Source organism: Pseudonocardia sp. ICBG1293 (assembly GCF_020131355.1).
Classification (GTDB): domain Bacteria; phylum Actinomycetota; class Actinomycetes; order Mycobacteriales; family Pseudonocardiaceae; genus Pseudonocardia.
Window position 1 is genome coordinate 1 of the sequence record NZ_JAHLEL010000022.1, and the last position, 16,190, is coordinate 16,190.

Sequence of the window (16,190 nt, forward strand, 5' to 3'; positions counted from 1 at the left end):
CCCCTGGGAGGCGATCGCGTCGATCTCGTCCATCGTGGGCTGGAGGAGCTCCTCCAGCACCGTGTAGTCCTCGGTGGTGGTCCGCTCGGTGACCTCGTAGACCGCGGCCTGTGCCCGGTCGACGACCTGTTCGACCTCGCCGCCCTCGTTACCGTGGTAGCCGAGCTGCACGATCCGGGTGCCGGCCTCGACGAGCCGCCGCAGGATCGCCTTCTCCCCGACGATCTCGGCGTAGTACGCCGCGTTCGCCGCGGTCGGCACGGTCGCGATCAGGGTGTGCAGGTACGGCGCCCCACCGAGCCGCACGAGCTTACCGCGCCGCTGCAGCTCCGCCGACACGGTCACCGCGTCGGCCGGCTCACCACGGCCGTAGAGGTCCAGGATCGTCTCGTAGACGGTCTGGTGCGCGGGCCGGTAGAAGTCGGTCGGCGCAGCACCTCGACGACGTCGGCGATCGCGTCCTTGCTCAGCAGCATCCCGCCCAGCACCGCCTGCTCGGCCGTGAGGTCCTGCGGGGGCTGACGGTCGAACGTGTCAGGTGGTGCGCCTGCAGGTGGTGCGCCTGCTTCGCCACTCCTGTCATAACGCGAGGGCATGGCGGTCATCGGAGCCTCCGGTGAGCTCGGGGGAGAGGCCGGGAGATGCGTTCAGCCCGTGCCCGCGCGAGCGCACGCTCGTGGGCGGTCCGACCTTCATCGAGGGCATTGCATTCGTCGTTGCGCGGTGAGCTGGTGTCGTTCGAGGCGTTTGAGATAGGCACGCCCCGTGACCATCCGCCGGATCGAGCGGCGGGGGAGTGGCTGCGCGACGAGTGCGCCCTTCGTCGAGTGCGCGGCTGATCCGGCGGTAGTAGCGCTTGCTGGTTTCGACCGTGGCGACTTCGGCGGCGGGGCGGGTGGCGTTGCGGCGGGCGGTGAACTCGGCGGCCCACTGACGGGCCTGTCTCGCCCCCCGGCCGGCCGGCCGGGCGAGCAGCGCCTGGTCGAGCTGCACTACCGGCCCAGCCCCGCGCGCAGGCGCTCCCCGCCCCCGCCTGACCCCGCACGGTCCGCGCATCCACCGCGGCGGTCCGCCCCTGCGGCCCGCCTGCCGTAACCGACCACGACGAGGTGTCGACCATGGCCCTGTTGAAACCGTCCCTGCCCGATGTCCACGACATGGCCGAGTGGCAGACGCGCACCCGCCGTCAGCGGATGCAGGTGACGAGCCGTCACTGGGTGGACCACGGCTTCGGGAGCCCCCTGCTCGCCTACGGCTTCTATCTCCTGAAGCTCGTCGTCTACGTCGGCGGCGCGATCCTTCTGATCTCCGCCACCACCCCGGGCATCGGCGGGGTCACCGACATCGCGTCCTGGTGGACCGAGGGCATCGTCTACCAGAAGCTCATCGTCTGGACGCTGCTGTACGAGATCATCGGCCTCGGGTGCGGGTCGGGGCCGCTGACCTCGCGGTTCATGCCCCCGATCGGGTCGGTGCTCTACTGGCTCCGACCAGGGACCATCCGGCTCCTCCCGTGGCCCGGCGCGGTCCCGTTCACCGCGGGCTCGCGGCGCACCGTGGTCGACGTCGCCCTGTACGCGCTGGTGCTGGCCTCAGCGATCCATCTCCTCCTCCAGCCGGGTGAGCTGAGTGTCGAGGGTGCAGAGGGCGTCGGCCTGCTCGCGCCGCTCAACGCCCTACCGCTGATCATCTCCGTCGCGCTGCTCGGACTGCGTGACAAGACGATCTTTCTCGCCGCCCGGGGGGAGCAGTTCTGGCTGTCGCTGTTCATCCTCTTCTTCGCCTTCGACGACCAGCTGATCGGTTTTCAGCTGGTTATGCTCGCCCTCTGGTGGGGCGCGGCCACCTCGAAGCTCAACCACCGCTTCCCGTACGTGGTGGCCGTCATGATGAGCAATGCGCCGTTCATGCGGATCACCGCGATCAAGCGCGCCATGTACCGGAGCTACCCCGACGACCTGCGCCCCTCGTGGATCCCGGCTGCTCTGGCCCACGTCGGGACGGTCACCGAGTACGCCGTTCCCCTGGTCCTGGTCTTCCTCGGTGACGGAGGCCCCGTCACGTGGATCGCCCTGATCTACATGGCGGTGTTCCACCTCCACATCCTGCCCACGATCCCGATGGGCGTGCCGCTGGAGTGGAACGTCTTCTTCATCTTCTCGCTGTTCTACCTCTTCGGCGCGCACAGCGACGTGACCGTGTGGGACCTGCAGAACCCGTGGCTGCTCGCGGTACTGCTGCCGAGCCTGCTGCTCCTGCCGATCCTGGGGAACGTCCGGCCCGACCTCGTGTCGTTCCTTCCGGCCATGCGCTACTACGCCGGCAGCTGGGGCCACGAACACGTGGATGGTCAGCCGACCGGCGCTGACGAAGATGGCCGCGACCCTGACCACCAGCTGCGACCTGCCGACCGAGCAGCTCACCCGGCTCTACGACCAGCGGACAGCGATCCTCATGGCGGAGAAGGTCCAGACGTGGCGGTCGATGCACTCGCACGGCCGTGCGCACAACGGGCTCGTCGACCGGGTAGTGGGCGAGGACCCCGACGTGGTCGTGATCGACGGGGAGATCGTCGCGGGCTTCGCCATCGGCTGGAACTTCGGCGAGGGGCATCTGCACGGCGACCAGCTGCTCGCCGCCATCCAGGAGCAGTGCCGGTTCGGCCCGGGGGAGGTGCGCATCATCACGCTGGAGGGGCAGCCGATCCAGCGACAGGACCAGCACTACGAGATCCACGACGCCGCGCTCGGGCTCCTGGAGAGCGGGACGGTCACCGTCCGCGAGATGCGCGAGCGTCAGCCCTGGAACGAGGACGGCGAGAACTACCCGGTGCACGACGTGGTCCGCACAGAGGCCGGCCTGGCCGCCCTGGGCGGTCCGGGGCGCTGGTCGGCCGGTAGCCGACACGGGTGGGGCGGGGCCACACGACACCCGGCTCACCCGTCGTCGCACGCCCGGACCGTTCGACCCCGTGAGGAGCACAGGATGACCGGAGCACGCGGGACGCGCGGGTCGGCTGACCACCCCGACCGCGCCCCCACCCGTCCACGGCCCGCCGCCCGCACCTCGTCGGTACCGGTGATGGTTCGGCCGACCACGCCGCTGCTCGTACACCCGCCACCCCATGCTCCAGTCGTCGGCTCCCGGGCGCGCGGCCCGGAGCCGGACGCTCGCCTGACGCCTGACGCCTGACGCCTGACGCCCGGCGACCGGCGACCGGCGGTGGCACCGGGCACCGGGCACCGGGCACCGGACCGAGCCTGTCGGAACCGGGCGGTCGGGTGACCACCGCGATCGTGGTCGGCTCCGGCCCGAACGGGCTCGTCGCCGCCGCCGTGCTCGCCCGCGCCGGGGTCGAGGTCACGGTTCTGGAGGCCGCGGCAGAGACCGGTGGCGGCACCCGGACGGTCGAGGCGCTCGTCCCGGGCCTGCTGGTGGACCACTGCTCGGCTGTGCACCCGATGGCCGTCGGCTCCCGGTGCTGGCCGACCTCGGACTGGATCGCTTCGGGCTGCGCTGGCGGCTGCCCGAGGTCGACTGTGCACACCCGCTCGACGACGGCGACGCCGGAGTGCTGCTCCGGTCGGTCGAGGAGACTGCGGCCGGACTCGGTGCGGACGCGTCGCTGTGGCGAGCTCTGTTCGGCTCTCCGTCGCGCTCCTACGACCTGTTGTCCCAGGACGTCCTCGGACCGCTCCTGCGCATGCCCCGCCACCCGCTGCTGCTGGCTCGTTTCGGGGCGCCGACGGTCCTGCCGGCCGAGGTGCTCGCCCGGGCGTTTCGTACCGAGCGTGGTCGGGCGCTCTTCCTCGGCACAGCCGCACACGCCTTCCGCCCGCTGAACCGGCCGCTGTCCAGCGCGATCGGTCTGGGAATCCTCACCGCCGGCCACCGCCACGGCTGGGGTGTCGCCGAAGGCGGATCCCGGGCCATCGCCGACGCGCTCGCCGCGGTGCTCGCCGAGCACGGCGCGACGAGCGAGACCGGAGTCCATGTGCGGTCGGCGGACGAGCTCCTGCCGTCCGATGTGGTGATGTGGGACGTCGGCCCGGACCGGCTCCCGAACCTGCTTCGTGAGCGGCTACCGATCCGCCTACGACGGGCCTATCGGCGCTTCCGGTACGGCCCGGCTGCGTTCAAGGTCGACTACGCGGTCCAGGACGGGATCCCGTGGACCCACCCCGGTGCTCGCCGCGCGGGGACCGTCCACGCCGTCGGCACCGCAGCGGAGAACGCCGTCGTGGAACGTGAGGTCCACGCGGGTCGGATGCCGGAGCGGCCCTTCGTCCTCGTCGGGCAGCAGTACCTGGCCGACCCGACCCGCTCGGCCGGCGACGTGCACCCGGTCTACGCCTACGCCCACGTCCCCCACGGCTACACCGGCGATGCGACCGAGGCCGTCACCGCCCAGATCGAGCGTTTCGCCCCAGGGTTCCGGGCCCGGATCGTCGGCACGATGGTCACCGACCCGGCCGAGTTCGGCGGCAACCCGAACTTCGTCGGCGGCAACATCCTGACCGGTGCGAAGGATCTGCGGCAGTTGGTGTTCGGACCGCGGGCGACGCTGCAGCCGTACGACACCGGTGCCCCCGGGCACTACCTCTGTTCGGCCGCGACCCCGCCCGGACCCGGTGCTCACGGAATGTGCGGTGCACATGCGGCACACCGTGCACTACGTCATCTCCGGCAGCGTGGCTGAGCGCGCGACCTCCCCCCTCGGACCGGACGACTACATCGCCGTCGGGCTACAGATCCTCGACGAGGACGGCAGCAACCGTGCCCTGTCGGTTCGACGGGTGTGCGTCGAGTTGGGGAGCACCACCGGGTCCTTCTCCCACCACTTCGCGACATGGTCGGTCTACCTCCGAACGCTGCTCACGCGCTGGGCGGAGACACATCAGAACGCGATGCACCAGCTCGTCGGTACCGACCCGCCGGGCCTCGCCGAGGCCATCCGGGCGCTGCTCGCCCGCCCACCTGCGCTGGAGCGCGCGGTCCGGTGCTGGCCGGGTGAGATCGCCGTCGGAGCGGTCGCGTCGGTCGACCTGATGTGGCAGGACCTCATCGTCCGCGCAGCTCATGGCGACGACGACACCCCTGCGACGGTCGACGCCGTCCGGGCCGCGACCGCCGTGCGGGCCGTCACGGTAGGCCTGGCGTCGACGGAGACGCTCCCGGACGACCGGACCGACCTGCCCGTCCGGCACGTGGAGATCGTTGCCGGGCGTGACCGTCGGCGCCTGCCCTGACCGTTCTGCAGTCGGCGTCGTCTCCGGTTCTGCATGCTCCGGTGGTGACGTCGGTTCGGAACGGGACGGCAGGGAGCCGGCTGCCCGCCCCGCAGGGCGCAGGTACCGGGCGGCGCTCTGTCCGGTGGGTGACTCGCCGTGCGGGTGTGGGTGCCGCCGCCGGAAGGGCGGCCGGTGCCGGTGCGGTCACTCAGTGGTCCGACCGGCGTCCAGCTCGCGCAGCAGTACCCGGGGCGCCCCGGTCACGGGGTCCGCGACGATCGAGCCGTCGACCCGGAAGTGCGCCGCGAGCAGCCCGGGGGTCAACACCTCGGTCGGTGTGCCCACTGCGGCGATGCGGCCCGCGGACAGCACCGCGACCAGGTCGGCGTACTGGGCGGCGAGGTCGAGGGAGTGCAGCGCGGCGACGACGGTGGTCCCGAGGTCCCTGGCCAGCCGTAGGACTCCGAGCTGGTGGCGGGGGTCGAGGTGGTTAGTGGGCTCGTCGAGCACCAGGACCCGGGGCTGCTGGGCCATCGCGCGGGCGAGGAGCACCCGTTGCCGTTCCCCGCCGGAGAGCCCCGACAGCGGGCGGGCGGAGAACGCGCTGCAGCCGGTGCGCTCCAGCGCGTCGGCGACGACGGCGGCGTCGCCGGGGCCGGGACGCCCGAACGTGCCCAGGTGCGGGGAGCGGCCGAGCATGACCGCCTCCCACGCGGTGAAGTCGAAACCGCCGGCGTTGTCCTGGGAAAGCACCCCGACCGCGCGGGCGTTGTCGCGGTGCGGCATCGCGGCCAGGTCGTCGTCGCCGAGCAGCAGATGCCCGCGCAACGGCTTGAGCACCCGGTAGAGGCTCTTGAGCAGGGTGGACTTGCCCGACCCGTTGGGCCCGACGAGGGCGAGCACCGCGCCGTCGGGGACGGTCAGGGTGGCGTCGTGCACGACCGGATCCCCGCCGCGGCTGACGCTGACGCCGTCGATCACGAGCCGGGAGCTCACACCCCCACCGCCCCGGTCGCGCTGCGGCGCAGCACGTAGAGGAAGAAAGGCACGCCGATCGCGGCGGTGAGGATGCCGATCGGGAGCTCGGTCGGGGCGATCACGACCCGGGCGGCGGTGTCGGACCAGACGACGACCAGCGCGCCGAGCAGCACGCACACCGGTAGGGTGCGGCGGTGGTCGGCGCCGAACAGCAGCCGGGCCAGGTTCGGCACGACCAGGCCGACGAACCCGATGCTGCCCGCCACCGCGACGACCGCCCCGGTGAGCAGTCCGGTGAGGACGAACAGCGCCGCTCGCAGCCGGGTCGGGTCGGTACCGAGCGCCGAGGCCGTGTCCTCGCCGAGGACGAGCAGGTTGACCCGGTTCGCCTGCCACCACAGCGGGACCAGCAGCACCCCGACCACCGCTGCGGACAGGCCGAGCAGGTCCCAGCGGGCCCCGGCCAGGCTGCCGAGCATCCAGAACAGGACCTGCTGCTGGGCATCGGTGTTGCGGGTGCGCAGCAGCAGGAACGAGGTGACACCACCGAGCAGCTGTCCGACCGCGACGCCGGCGAGCACCATCCGGGTCGCGTGCAGCCGCCCACGGACCCGGGACAGGGCGAAGACGCCCACCCCGGTGAGCGCCGCCCCGGCGAACGCGGCGGCGGGCAGCGTGAACAGTCCGGCCGTCGCGGTGCCGATCGTGGTGATGACCAGGACGGCACCGACCGAGGCACCCGAGGACAGCCCCAGGATGTAGGGGTCGCCGATCGGGTTGCGGACCATCGTCTGGACCAGCAGACCGGCGACGGCCAGCCCCGCCCCGACGACGACGCCGAGCAGCACCCGCGGGGTACGCAGCTCCCAGACGATGAAGTCCTCGGCCCGGTCGATCCCGGAGGAACCCCCGGCCAGGTGGGCGGTCACGGCGTCGAGCACCCCGCCGGGCGGGATCGACACGGGGCCGAGCCCGATCGCCACGACGACCGAGGCCAGCAGGGCGAGCAGCAGCCCGGTGAGCACCGCCGCCGGCGGGACCCGGCCGAGCAGGCCCCCGGTCGCGGGACCCGGCCGAGCAGCCCCCGGTCGCGGGAGCCGGGTACGGCGGGGTGAGCCTGGGCCACCGGAGGGCCTGTCGGTCCGCGCGGTCTCGTCGTGTGTGGTCATCCGGTGCCGTGGATGTCCTTGGCGATCGTGGCGACGGCCTGCCCGTTGAGCACGCTGGGGGACAGGGCGATCGACTGCGGGACGGTGACCAGCCGGTTCTCGCGCACTGCTGTCGTCGAGGCGAGGACGGGACTGGACCGGATGGCCGCGGTCAGCTCGGCGTCGCTCTGCGGCGAGAACCCGGTGATCACGACGATCGCCTGCGGGTCGAGCGCGGCGACCTGCTCGGCGGACAGGCTCGCGAAGTCGCCGTCCTGGTCGGCGGCGATGTTCTGTCCGCCGGCGAGGGTGATGATGCCGTTGGCGAGGCCGGAGCCGCCCTGGGTCATCAGCGGCTGGGCGGTCTGCGGGGCCGAGGACAGCGCCAGCACCCGGACCGGCGCGGTGCCGGGGGCGGGTGCCGCCGCGGCGACCTGCGCCTTGATCCGGTCGACCAGCTGCGTGCCCCGTTCCTGCGCGCCGAACACGGTCGCGACCTTCTGGATGAACGCGTAGGTCTCGTCGATGTCCTGCACCGGCGAGGGTGCGTCGTCGCAGGCCACGAGGCTGGCGGCGCCGGCCTGCTGCAGCCGCTCCACCGAGGGGGTGCCGTCGAAACCGCCGAAGCTGTAGCTGGAGATCCCGACGACGAGGTCGGGCTTCGCCGCGACGACCGACTCGGTGCTGCCCTGTCCGGGGTCCAGCACCGGGATCGAGTCGAGCTCGGTCCGCTCGGCGCCGGTGAAGGCCGCGAAGAAGTCCGGGGCCGCCGTACCGACGATCCGTTCACGTTGGCCGAGCTCGTTCAGGATCGCGGCGGCCCCGCCGTCCATCGTGACCACGCGCCGGGGCGGGGCCGCGAGCTGCGGGGTCGGGGGACAGGGGGGTGCAGCCGGATGACCGGCACCACCCGCCGACGAACCGCCGCCGTCCCCACCCTCGTGACCTGCGTGGCCGGCGGCCGGTGCGCCGCTGCCGCACCCGGCCAGCAGGAGTACCGTGGCGGCGAGGGCGGCCAGTGCCGTCGTGATCGTCCGTCGGTGTCGTCGCACCCGCACACGTCCTTCATGCCGCACTCATCCTGGACACCTCACCAGTCGGCGTCCGCGGGCACCCGGTTCCTCCGCTCGTCGTCACAGCGGTGTGATCTGGATCGCGCCGTTCAGCCGTATCGCCCGGGAACTCGACCACGCGTGGTGACGACTCATCACTCGACGGTGTGGCGATCGGAGGTGGAGTGGTCGGGGGCGGAACGGCGTCGGAGCCGGCCGGGCAGGTGCGTGACGACCGGGTCGCGGTCGCGGTGGCGGGCCTGCTGTCGTTCACGGCGATGTTCGACATGAACGTCGTCACCGTGGCCCTGCCGCGGATCGCGGAGGGATTCGGCGCCGATCCCCGGTCGGTCCAGTGGGTTGTGCTGGCGTATGCGATCCCGGCCGTGGCGTTGCTGCTGCCGGCGGGTCGGTGGCTGGACCGGGTCGCCGCGCGACCCGCGCTGCTCACCGCCGTCGGTGTCTTCGCCGCCGCGAACCTCACGGCCGTGGCCGCGCCGTCGCTGCCGGTGCTGGTCGGGCTGCGCGCCCTGCAGGGTGCCGGCGGCGCAGTGCTGATGGTGCTCATGCCGGTGCTCGCGGTGGCCGCGGTCGCCCCGCAGCGCCGGGGCCGGGCGATGGCGGTGCCCGCGACGGCCGGCCCGATCGGCGGCGTGCTGGGTCCCGCGGTGGGCGGGCCGATGATCGAGCTGGCCGGTTGGCGCGTTGCGTTCGTCCCTGCGGTGCTGGTGTCGCTGGTCGCGGTCGCGCTGGTCCGCCGGTCCCGGATCCCGGCCGGGGTGCTGGCCGGGCCGGACCGGGCGGGTCTGGCCGACGCCGCGCTGCTCGTCGCCGGTCTCGGACTCGTGTGTGCCGTCGTCACCGGTGTTCTCACCGGCCCGGCGGTGGTGGCCACGGCGATCGTGGTCGCGGTCGCCGCGCTCGCCACCTCGGCGTCGCGCCCCGGCGCTCGCGCGGTCGCCGCGGCGCTTCGGCCGCGTGGCGTCGCGCCCGCCGCGGCTGTGGCTCTGCTCGCCGGAGCGTTCGCGGCCGCCTCGTACCTGGTCGCCGTCGGGTTGCAGGCCGGGGGCTCCGGTCCGGCCGCCGCCGGGCTGGCGCTGCTGGCGTTCCCGCTGGGGATGGTCGTGGCCGGGCCGCCCGCGGGCCGGCTCGCCGACCGCTTCTCCCCGCGCGCGGTCGCGGTCGCGGGCGTCGCCCTCGCGGCGGTCGGCTTCACGCTGCTCGCCGCCCTCCCCGACGGGGGGTCCTGGACCCCGGTCGACGTCGCCTGGCGAGTGGCGCTGGCCGGACTGGGCACCGGGTTCTACGGCGGCCCCACCCAGGTGCTCGTCCTCGCCGGGGCCGCGCGGGACCGGATGACGACCGCCGGCGCCGTCGTGCAGTGCGCCCGCGCCCTAGGTTTCGCGGTCGGCCCGGCCGCCGCCGCGCTCGCCTGGAACACCGACGGCACGGTGCTCGCCACCCGTCCCGCCCTCGTCGTCACGGCGCTCACGGCCGTCGTCGCCGCGTTGCTGCTGATCGGGCACCGCGACCGTCCCACCACCGAGGAGACCCCCTGATGTGTGGCATCGCCGGCCTGGCCGAGCCCACTCCCGTCGCCGACCCGGCGGCGCTCCGAGCGGTCACCGAGGCCATGACCGCGACCCAGGTTCTGCGCGGACCCGACGCCGGCGGGGTGTGGCACGACGAACGCGCCGCGCTCGGGCACCGCCGCCTCGCGGTGATCGACCTCGACGGTGGCGTGCAGCCGATGCTCGCCGGCAGCGAGGGCACCCGCACCGTCCTGTCCTACTCCGGTGAGGTCTACAATCACCACGAGCTGCGCGCCGAGCTGCGCTCGCGCGGGCACCGGTTCGACACGCGCAACGACACCGAGGTCGTGCTCGCCGGGTACCGGGAGTGGGGGCTCGCCGTGCTCGACCGGCTGGAGGGCATGTTCGCGTTCGCGGTGTGGGACCAGCCGACCGGGCGGCTCGTACTGGGCCGCGACCGGCTCGGCGTCAAACCGCTGTACTGGGCCCGCACCCCGACCGGTGGCGTCGCGTTCGGCTCCGAGCCCAAGGCCCTGTTCGCCCACCCCGGTATCGACCCGGTCGCCGACGTCGAGAGCCTGCGCGACGGCTACTCGCTGCTGTTCTCCACCTGGCCCGGCGTCTACGCCGGTGTCGCGGAGGTCGAGCCCGGCGGGTGGCTGCTGTTCGACGGCGACGGCGTGCGCACCGGCCGCTACTGGCAGCTGGAGCTGCGTGAGCACACCGACGGCCCCGAGGCGACCGCCGACCACGTCGCGGCGCTCGTCGAGCGGGCGGCCCGGTCCCGGCTGGAGGCCGACGTCGAGATCTGCAGCCTGCTCTCGGGCGGGCTCGACTCCTCGGTCGTGACCGCGTTCGCCGCGGCGGAACTGCGCGACCGCCGCGGGCCCGACGCGGTGCTGCGCTCCTACGCCGTCGACTACACCGACCAGGCCCGTGAGTTCACCGGCGACGTCCTGCGCACCGGGCACGACACCCCCTATGCGGCCGAGGCCGGGGCGCACATCGGCACCGACCACTCGGTGACCGTGCTCGACCCGGCGGCGCTGCTCGACCTGGAGCACCGGCGCGCCGTCGTCGCGGCCCGGGACTCCCCGATCGGCGTCGGCGACATGGACACCTCGCTGTACCTGCTGTTCGGCCGGGTCCGCGAGCACTCGACGGTCGCGCTGTCCGGGGAGGCCGCCGACGAGGTGTTCGGCGGCTACCCCTGGTTCCACGCCGAGCGTCCGCGGGCCACGGCGACGTTCCCGTGGCTGCTGGTCACCGGCGACGACGCGGCGGTCCCGCTGCACCCCGACCTCGCGGCCGCCATGCGGATCACCGAGTTCCGCGCCGACACCTACGCCGCCGCGCTCGCCGCCGTCCCGCACCACGACGACGAGTCACCCGAGCAGCACCGCTCGCGCGAGCTGCAGCACCTCTCGCTCACCCGCTGGGTGCGTCAGCTCCTGCACCGCAAGGACCGGCTGTCGATGGCGCACGGCCTGGAGGTCCGCGTGCCCTACTGTGACCACCGCCTCGTCGAGTACGCGTTCTCGGTCCCGTGGAGCGAGCAGACCCGCGACGGCCGGGAGAAGTCGCTGCTGCGCAGAGCGGGTGCGAAGCACCTGCCCGACTCGGTGCTGTGGCGGGCCAAGAACCACTACCCGGCCACCCACGACCCCGGCTACGCCACCGGGCTGCAGGAGCTGGCCCGCGACGCCCTGACCGTCGACGGCGTCACCGACGTCGTCGACCGCACCCGCATCGACCCGCTGCTCGACGCGCCCGCGGAGGGGCTCGACTGGGGCACCCGGCTGCGCCTGGAGCGGGTCGTCGACCTCGCCCTGTGGCTCGACGTCGCCCGGCCCGCGCTGCGGATCTGAGAGGACACCGATAATCTCCCACCACGAGACTGAGCCGGTCCCGCTCGTCGGCCCGGACTACAAACGCGACCCCTACCCGCTCTACGGGGAGCTGCGCCGCCGTTGCCCGATCCACCGGGTGGCGTTCGCCAGCGGCGTGCACGCCTGGCTGGTCACGGGCTACGACGCCGCCCACGCCACCCTGAACGACCGGCGCCTGGGCAAGGACCACCGCCTGGGCAACGACCGCTGGCGGGCGCGGGCGTCGATCATGCCCGAACCGCAGCACTCCCAGCTGCAGGTCCACCTGCTGCACCAGGACCCGCCCACCCACACCGTGATGCGACGGCTGGTGACCGAGTCCTTCACCCCGCGGGCTGCCGAGGAACTGCGCCCACGGCTGCAGGAGATCGCCGACCGGCTCCTGGACGACCTGACGGCCACCGACGGACCGGTGGACCTGGTCGCGGGGTCCGCCGCCCACTTCCCGCTCGCCGCGCTGGCCCTGGCGATCGGGCTGCCCGACGAGCTCGCGTCGGGGTTCCGGCGGGAGTGGGTCGGCGTCGTCGCCCCGGTCGGGCCCTCCGACCCGCGCCGCGCCCACTACGAGGGGCTGCTGCACGGGCTGCAGGACTACATTGTCCGTGTCGTCGACGGCGTGCGCGGTCTGCCCGGCGGCGGGCTGCTCACCCGTCTGGTCGCCGCCCGCGACGCCGACGAGCTCACCGCGGAGCAGCTCAACTCCATGGTCTTCCAGCTGCTCGTGGCCGGGCAGGAGCCGGTGACGAACCAGATCACCACCGCGCTGGTCGCGCTCCTGCACCGCCCCGACGAGCTCGACCGCCTCGCCGCCGACCCGGCGCTGCTGCCGCGCGCGGTGGAGGAACTGCTGCGCTACGACAGCGCGTTCGAGCTCACCACCTGGCGGTTCCTCGCAGAGACCGACGACCTGCACGGCCGCGAGGTCCCCGCCGGGGACTCGGTGATCGTGTCGCTGTGCGCGGCCAACCGCGACCCGCGCCGCTTCGACCGAGCCGACGAGCTGGTGCTCGACCGCAGCCCGAACCCGCACCTCGCGTTCGGACACGGCATCCACTTCTGTCCTGGCGCCGCGCTGGCCCGCGTCGAGCTGCAGGTCGCGTTGGGCACCCTGCTCGCCCGGCTGCCCGGCATGCGGTTCGCCACCGATCCCGCCGCGCTCGACTGGACCCCGGCCGTGCTGGGCCGCGGTGTCCGCGCACTCCTCGTGACCCACGACGCGTCGTCGCACGCCCGCTGACCCGACCGACACCCACCACGCCGTCGTCACCCGTGGCGACCCGCCGATCGGAGCATCGTTGATCGCCTGTGCCCCGGACCCGGTCACCGACCGGACCCGCACCGACGCCGTCGTCGAGGACGTCCTCGACATCCTGCTGCGCCACCGGCGCGCCCCGCGCGACGAGCCGGCGCCCGAGCCCTCCGCCTTCGACCCGCAGCGCGCCCAGATCCGGGCCGCCGTCACCGCCGGTACACCACTGCGGCTGGTGCTACCGGCGTTCCCCTGCAAGTCCCCGAACCCGGCCAAGGTGCTCGGCCGGCTGCCCGACGCGGGGGAGCGGCTGTCGCTGCACCACCTGGACCGCGTCCGGGCCGAGATCGCCGCCGTGCACGAACCGGGTTCGCGGGTGCCCGTCTGCTCCGACGGGCACGTCTTCGCCGACCTCATCGGAGTGCCCGACGTGCACGTCGACGAGTACGGCGCCGCACTCCGCGAGCTCGCCGCGGCGGAGCGGCTGCCGGGCTTCGAGTTCTTCGACCTGTCGGACGCCTACCCCGATCGCAGCCACTGCGAACGCCGTGCGCTGCTCGACCGGCTGTGGGCGCCGTCGGTCGAGCAGTTGCGGGAGCGCTGCCGCGCCGACCCCTCCGAACGCGCGCTCTACCTGGGGATCGTGCGGTTCCTCGTCGAGGACGCCGGCGACCACGAGGGCAGCCGCGCCGCCCTGCAGCGCCGCTCCCGGGAGCGCGGCTACCGGGTCGTGGCCCGCAGCAACGCCTGGAGCGCGCTGGTCGCCGATCGGTTCCCCGACGGCGTGCGGCTGTCCATCCACCCGCATCCGGCCGGCTCGTCGAAGCTGGGTGTGCGCCTGGTGCCGGCCGACGACGCATGGATGACCCCGTGGCACTCGTGCGCGGTGCGGGGGCGGGACGGGACCTGGTCGCTCCAGCGGGCCGACCGGGCCCGGCGTTCGGGCGGCCTGGTCAGGCGCGCGGGACGACCTGACCACGTCGCCGCTGGTCAGCCCGGTACAGGATGGTCGCCGTGATCACACGAACCGTTCTTCGACCATTGCCCGTCCCACCGCCGGACACCGATGGCGTGGCCCCGGTGGTTGCCGTACTGCTGGTCGCCACCGTCGATGACCGATGACGCCGTGCGGGGCCCGTCGCGCGGGACCGCCCGGGTGTGACTGCGGTTGCGGCGATCCTCACAGCGGTCGGCTTACGGCTCCGGCCGGAATCCAGCGCTTCGCCGAGGCCAGACGCGGGCGGACTCGAGCGCCGTCGCAGCCACGGCCGCATGAACACGCTGGAGGCTTCGGCCACCACGGAGCGCTTACTTGGCTCTGACTCGCTACGTTGTAGGCTGGAGGCTAAAGGAGCCTCGCGGACGAGGTGAACCAGTACCCGCGCAGCGACAAGACTGGTTCAGGGAGTTCCTAATGGCTTGGGGCATCTTAGAGGTCGTTTCAGAACGACTTGTCGAGTTTCCATTGACCCCTCGACGACAGATCAAACGGCAGGTCAGATAGCCGCTTGTCGTCTACAACAGACACGTCGACCTCGTTCTGAAATGACCTCTTAATCGCGGCGGGCGTCCTCGAGGCGGTATGGGCGACAGCATTGTCGGCCTCGGACGGATTCAAGCGTCGCAAACCGACGATCGTCTTCGCTGTCGCGCTGGTGTTCAGCATGATCGGTCTTGCCGTGGCGATGCAGAGCCTGCCCACCGGTACGTCGTACGCGGTCTGGGTCGGCGTCGGCGCCGTGCTGACCGCCGGATGGGCGATCTTCAGCGGCAAGGAGAAGGCCACCCCGATGAAGGCGATCCTGCTCGCCGGGCTGGTCGGCAGCGTCGTCGCGCTCAAGGTGGTGTCGTGATGAGCTGGATCGTCCTGGTCGTCAGCGCAGTGTTCGAGGCAGTCTGGGCGACCGCACTCGGACAGTCCGATGGGTTCAGCAGGCTGGCTCCGACGGTGGTCTTCGTGGTCTTCCTGGCTCTGAGCATGATCGGATTGGCGCTTGCGATGCGTCACATCCCGATCAGTGTCGCGTACTCGGTCTGGATCGGGATCGGTGCCGTGCTCACCGTCGCCTACGCCATGGTGACTGGCGGTGAGCAGTTCACCGCGGCCAAGGCCGTCGTGCTGACCATCCTGATCAGCTGCATCGTCGGTCTGAAGTTCACCAAGGCCTCTACTTCGATCACTGAAGCGACGGCTGAGGCGTTGTCCGTAGACGCTGAGCAGCCGAAGTAGGACGTACCGGACCAGAGCTGCTGTCGCGAGCGGCGGCAGTGGCCCGAGTTGCCCCACCCGTCAAGCCAGCGCACCATTGATAGCGCTAGCTGAATCTCCCTAGTGTCGCGTAAACGATGTTCTTTGACCGGGTCGGCAGTGGTTGAGTAGGTCGTCTGCGGGCTTGGTCCAGACGAACGGGTGGCAGCGTTCGTTCCAGCCATCGACGAACCGGCCGATCGCGCCGATCAGTTCTCTGACGCTGCCGAAGCTGCCACGGCGGATGGCCTGGCGGGTGATGACCCCGAAGAAGACCTCGACCATGTTCAGCCACGATCCCGAGGTCGGGGTGAGGTGCAGGGTGATCCGCGGGTTGCGGGCCAGCCAGGCCTTTACCGCGGGGTGCTTGTGGGTCGCGTAGTTGTCCACCACCGCCGAGACGACCGTGGAGGTGACGACCAGCGCGATCAGCGCCTAGATTGACCACGAAGGCTCACGCGGTAGTGCCGATCCCCATCCACCACATCCGCGGACGCAACCCACACCCTAGCCGCTCCCGCAGGCGGCACTTCAAACCAGCTCCGACCAGGGGCTATGTCCGGCCGCGCCCCCTTTCTGGCGTATTCGGTTGCCACCCCAGGTGCGGGCTGGTGGGTGACCAGGGCGTAGGTCGGGGCTCGCCCTGCCTCAGTGCCGAGGAACTCTGCACTCGCGCCCGGCTCTACGACGACGAGGAGACCCTGGTCCCGGGCCCATGTCAGCACTCTGGACACGGTGCGGGTGGCCCGGTTGCCGGCGGCCGCGAGGTGCTGGCTGGTCAGCCCGGATATGAGACCGGTGTCCCAGTCCATGTGGCGGACGAGGCGGCGGAGGACCGCCGACCAGCTACGGCGCTTGTCGGA

Annotated in this window: 13 protein-coding genes, 4 pseudogenes and 1 riboswitch; of the genes and pseudogenes, 11 read left to right on the forward strand and 6 right to left on the reverse strand. The window is 72.4% G+C overall.

Annotated features, from left to right (window positions below):
- Positions 1-596 (reverse strand): annotated as a pseudogene (locus tag KPF47_RS11705) (DnaB-like helicase N-terminal domain-containing protein); the annotation flags it as partial.
- Between the two features lie 561 nt (positions 597-1,157).
- Between KPF47_RS11705 and KPF47_RS38620 the strand changes: the two are divergent.
- The 5 genes and pseudogenes from KPF47_RS38620 to KPF47_RS11720 all read left to right on the forward strand — a co-directional run.
- Positions 1,158-2,270: pseudogene (locus KPF47_RS38620) on the forward strand (DUF3556 domain-containing protein); the annotation flags it as partial.
- Between the two features lie 103 nt (positions 2,271-2,373).
- Entirely contained in the window at positions 2,374-3,192 is an 819-nt protein-coding gene (locus tag KPF47_RS38625; protein WP_255659560.1) for a DUF3556 domain-containing protein, read from the forward strand.
- Between the two features lie 143 nt (positions 3,193-3,335).
- Positions 3,336-3,395: pseudogene (locus tag KPF47_RS40075) on the forward strand (hypothetical protein); the annotation flags it as partial.
- An 83-nt stretch (positions 3,396-3,478) separates the two neighbouring features.
- Positions 3,479-4,699, forward strand: a complete 1,221-nt coding sequence (locus tag KPF47_RS11715; RefSeq protein WP_308015384.1) for an NAD(P)/FAD-dependent oxidoreductase — start codon at positions 3,479-3,481, stop codon at positions 4,697-4,699.
- A complete protein-coding gene (locus tag KPF47_RS11720) occupies positions 4,656-5,249 on the forward strand; it encodes a hypothetical protein (protein WP_224388880.1) in 594 nt (197 codons plus the stop codon). The genes KPF47_RS11715 and KPF47_RS11720 overlap by 44 nt, the downstream gene beginning before the upstream one ends.
- Before the next feature lie 186 nt (positions 5,250-5,435).
- Here KPF47_RS11720 and KPF47_RS11725 read toward each other — a convergent pair whose 3' ends face one another.
- Genes KPF47_RS11725 through KPF47_RS11735 form a run of 3 tightly spaced genes read right to left on the reverse strand, consistent with a single transcriptional unit; the run spans position 5,436 to position 8,190 of the window.
- The gene (locus KPF47_RS11725) at positions 5,436-6,227 is read right to left on the reverse strand and encodes an ABC transporter ATP-binding protein (protein ID WP_224388882.1); all 792 of its coding nucleotides are present in this window, start codon (positions 6,225-6,227) and stop codon (positions 5,436-5,438) included.
- A complete protein-coding gene (locus KPF47_RS11730; protein WP_224388884.1) occupies positions 6,224-7,378 on the reverse strand; it encodes an iron ABC transporter permease in 1,155 nt (384 codons plus the stop codon). The genes KPF47_RS11725 and KPF47_RS11730 overlap by 4 nt, the downstream gene beginning before the upstream one ends.
- On the reverse strand, positions 7,375-8,190 hold the full coding sequence (locus tag KPF47_RS11735) for an ABC transporter substrate-binding protein (protein ID WP_224388886.1): 816 nt from the start codon (positions 8,188-8,190) through the stop codon (positions 7,375-7,377). The genes KPF47_RS11730 and KPF47_RS11735 overlap by 4 nt, the downstream gene beginning before the upstream one ends.
- A gap of 404 nt (positions 8,191-8,594) precedes the next feature.
- Here KPF47_RS11735 and KPF47_RS11740 point away from each other — a divergent pair, with 404 nt between their 5' ends.
- The 4 genes from KPF47_RS11740 to KPF47_RS11755 all read left to right on the forward strand — a co-directional run bounded on the left by KPF47_RS11740 (position 8,595) and on the right by KPF47_RS11755 (position 14,097).
- Complete coding sequence (locus KPF47_RS11740; protein ID WP_224388888.1) at positions 8,595-9,968, forward strand: MFS transporter; 1,374 nt, start codon at positions 8,595-8,597, stop codon at positions 9,966-9,968.
- Complete coding sequence (asnB, locus tag KPF47_RS11745) at positions 9,968-11,809, forward strand: asparagine synthase (glutamine-hydrolyzing) (protein ID WP_224388890.1); 1,842 nt, start codon at positions 9,968-9,970, stop codon at positions 11,807-11,809. Before KPF47_RS11740 ends, asnB begins: the two co-directional genes overlap by 1 nt.
- A 118-nt stretch (positions 11,810-11,927) precedes the next feature.
- Complete coding sequence (locus KPF47_RS11750) at positions 11,928-13,067, forward strand: cytochrome P450 (RefSeq protein WP_224388892.1); 1,140 nt, start codon at positions 11,928-11,930, stop codon at positions 13,065-13,067.
- Positions 13,068-13,125: 58 nt separating this feature from the next.
- The gene (locus tag KPF47_RS11755; RefSeq protein ID WP_224388894.1) at positions 13,126-14,097 is read left to right on the forward strand and encodes an isocyanide synthase family protein; all 972 of its coding nucleotides are present in this window, start codon (positions 13,126-13,128) and stop codon (positions 14,095-14,097) included.
- Positions 14,098-14,416: 319 nt separating this feature from the next.
- Positions 14,417-14,484, forward strand: a riboswitch (guanidine-III (ykkC-III) riboswitch).
- 36 nt (positions 14,485-14,520) lie between these two features.
- Here the strand turns inward: KPF47_RS11755 and KPF47_RS11760 are convergent.
- On the reverse strand, positions 14,521-14,706 hold the full coding sequence (locus tag KPF47_RS11760) for a hypothetical protein (RefSeq protein ID WP_224388896.1): 186 nt from the start codon (positions 14,704-14,706) through the stop codon (positions 14,521-14,523).
- Between KPF47_RS11760 and KPF47_RS11765 the strand changes: the two genes are divergently transcribed.
- Both KPF47_RS11765 and KPF47_RS11770 read left to right on the forward strand, forming a co-directional pair.
- The gene (locus tag KPF47_RS11765; RefSeq protein ID WP_255659543.1) at positions 14,675-14,932 is read left to right on the forward strand and encodes a multidrug efflux SMR transporter; all 258 of its coding nucleotides are present in this window, start codon (positions 14,675-14,677) and stop codon (positions 14,930-14,932) included. The genes KPF47_RS11760 and KPF47_RS11765 overlap by 32 nt on opposite strands.
- Entirely contained in the window at positions 14,932-15,309 is a 378-nt protein-coding gene (locus tag KPF47_RS11770; protein WP_224388996.1) for a multidrug efflux SMR transporter, read from the forward strand. The genes KPF47_RS11765 and KPF47_RS11770 overlap by 1 nt, the downstream gene beginning before the upstream one ends.
- A 99-nt stretch (positions 15,310-15,408) precedes the next feature.
- Here KPF47_RS11770 and KPF47_RS11775 read toward each other — a convergent pair.
- Positions 15,409-15,720, reverse strand: a pseudogene (locus KPF47_RS11775) (transposase); the annotation flags it as partial.
- Positions 15,721-16,190: the final 470 nt, after the last annotated feature.

Bases quoted from the DNA above. Each gene is read 5' to 3' on its own strand.
- asnB (WP_224388890.1), top strand. From the start codon at position 9,968: ATGTGTGGCATCGCCGGCCTGGCCGAGCCCACTCCCGTCGCCGACCCG.
- KPF47_RS11770 (WP_224388996.1), top strand. From the start codon at position 14,932: ATGAGCTGGATCGTCCTGGTCGTCAGCGCAGTGTTCGAGGCAGTCTGG.
- KPF47_RS11730 (WP_224388884.1), bottom strand. From the start codon at position 7,378: ATGACCACACACGACGAGACCGCGCGGACCGACAGGCCCTCCGGTGGC.
- KPF47_RS11735 (WP_224388886.1), bottom strand. From the start codon at position 8,190: ATGGACGGCGGGGCCGCCGCGATCCTGAACGAGCTCGGCCAACGTGAA.
- KPF47_RS11720 (WP_224388880.1), top strand. From the start codon at position 4,656: ATGCGGCACACCGTGCACTACGTCATCTCCGGCAGCGTGGCTGAGCGC.
- KPF47_RS38625 (WP_255659560.1), top strand. From the start codon at position 2,374: ATGGCCGCGACCCTGACCACCAGCTGCGACCTGCCGACCGAGCAGCTC.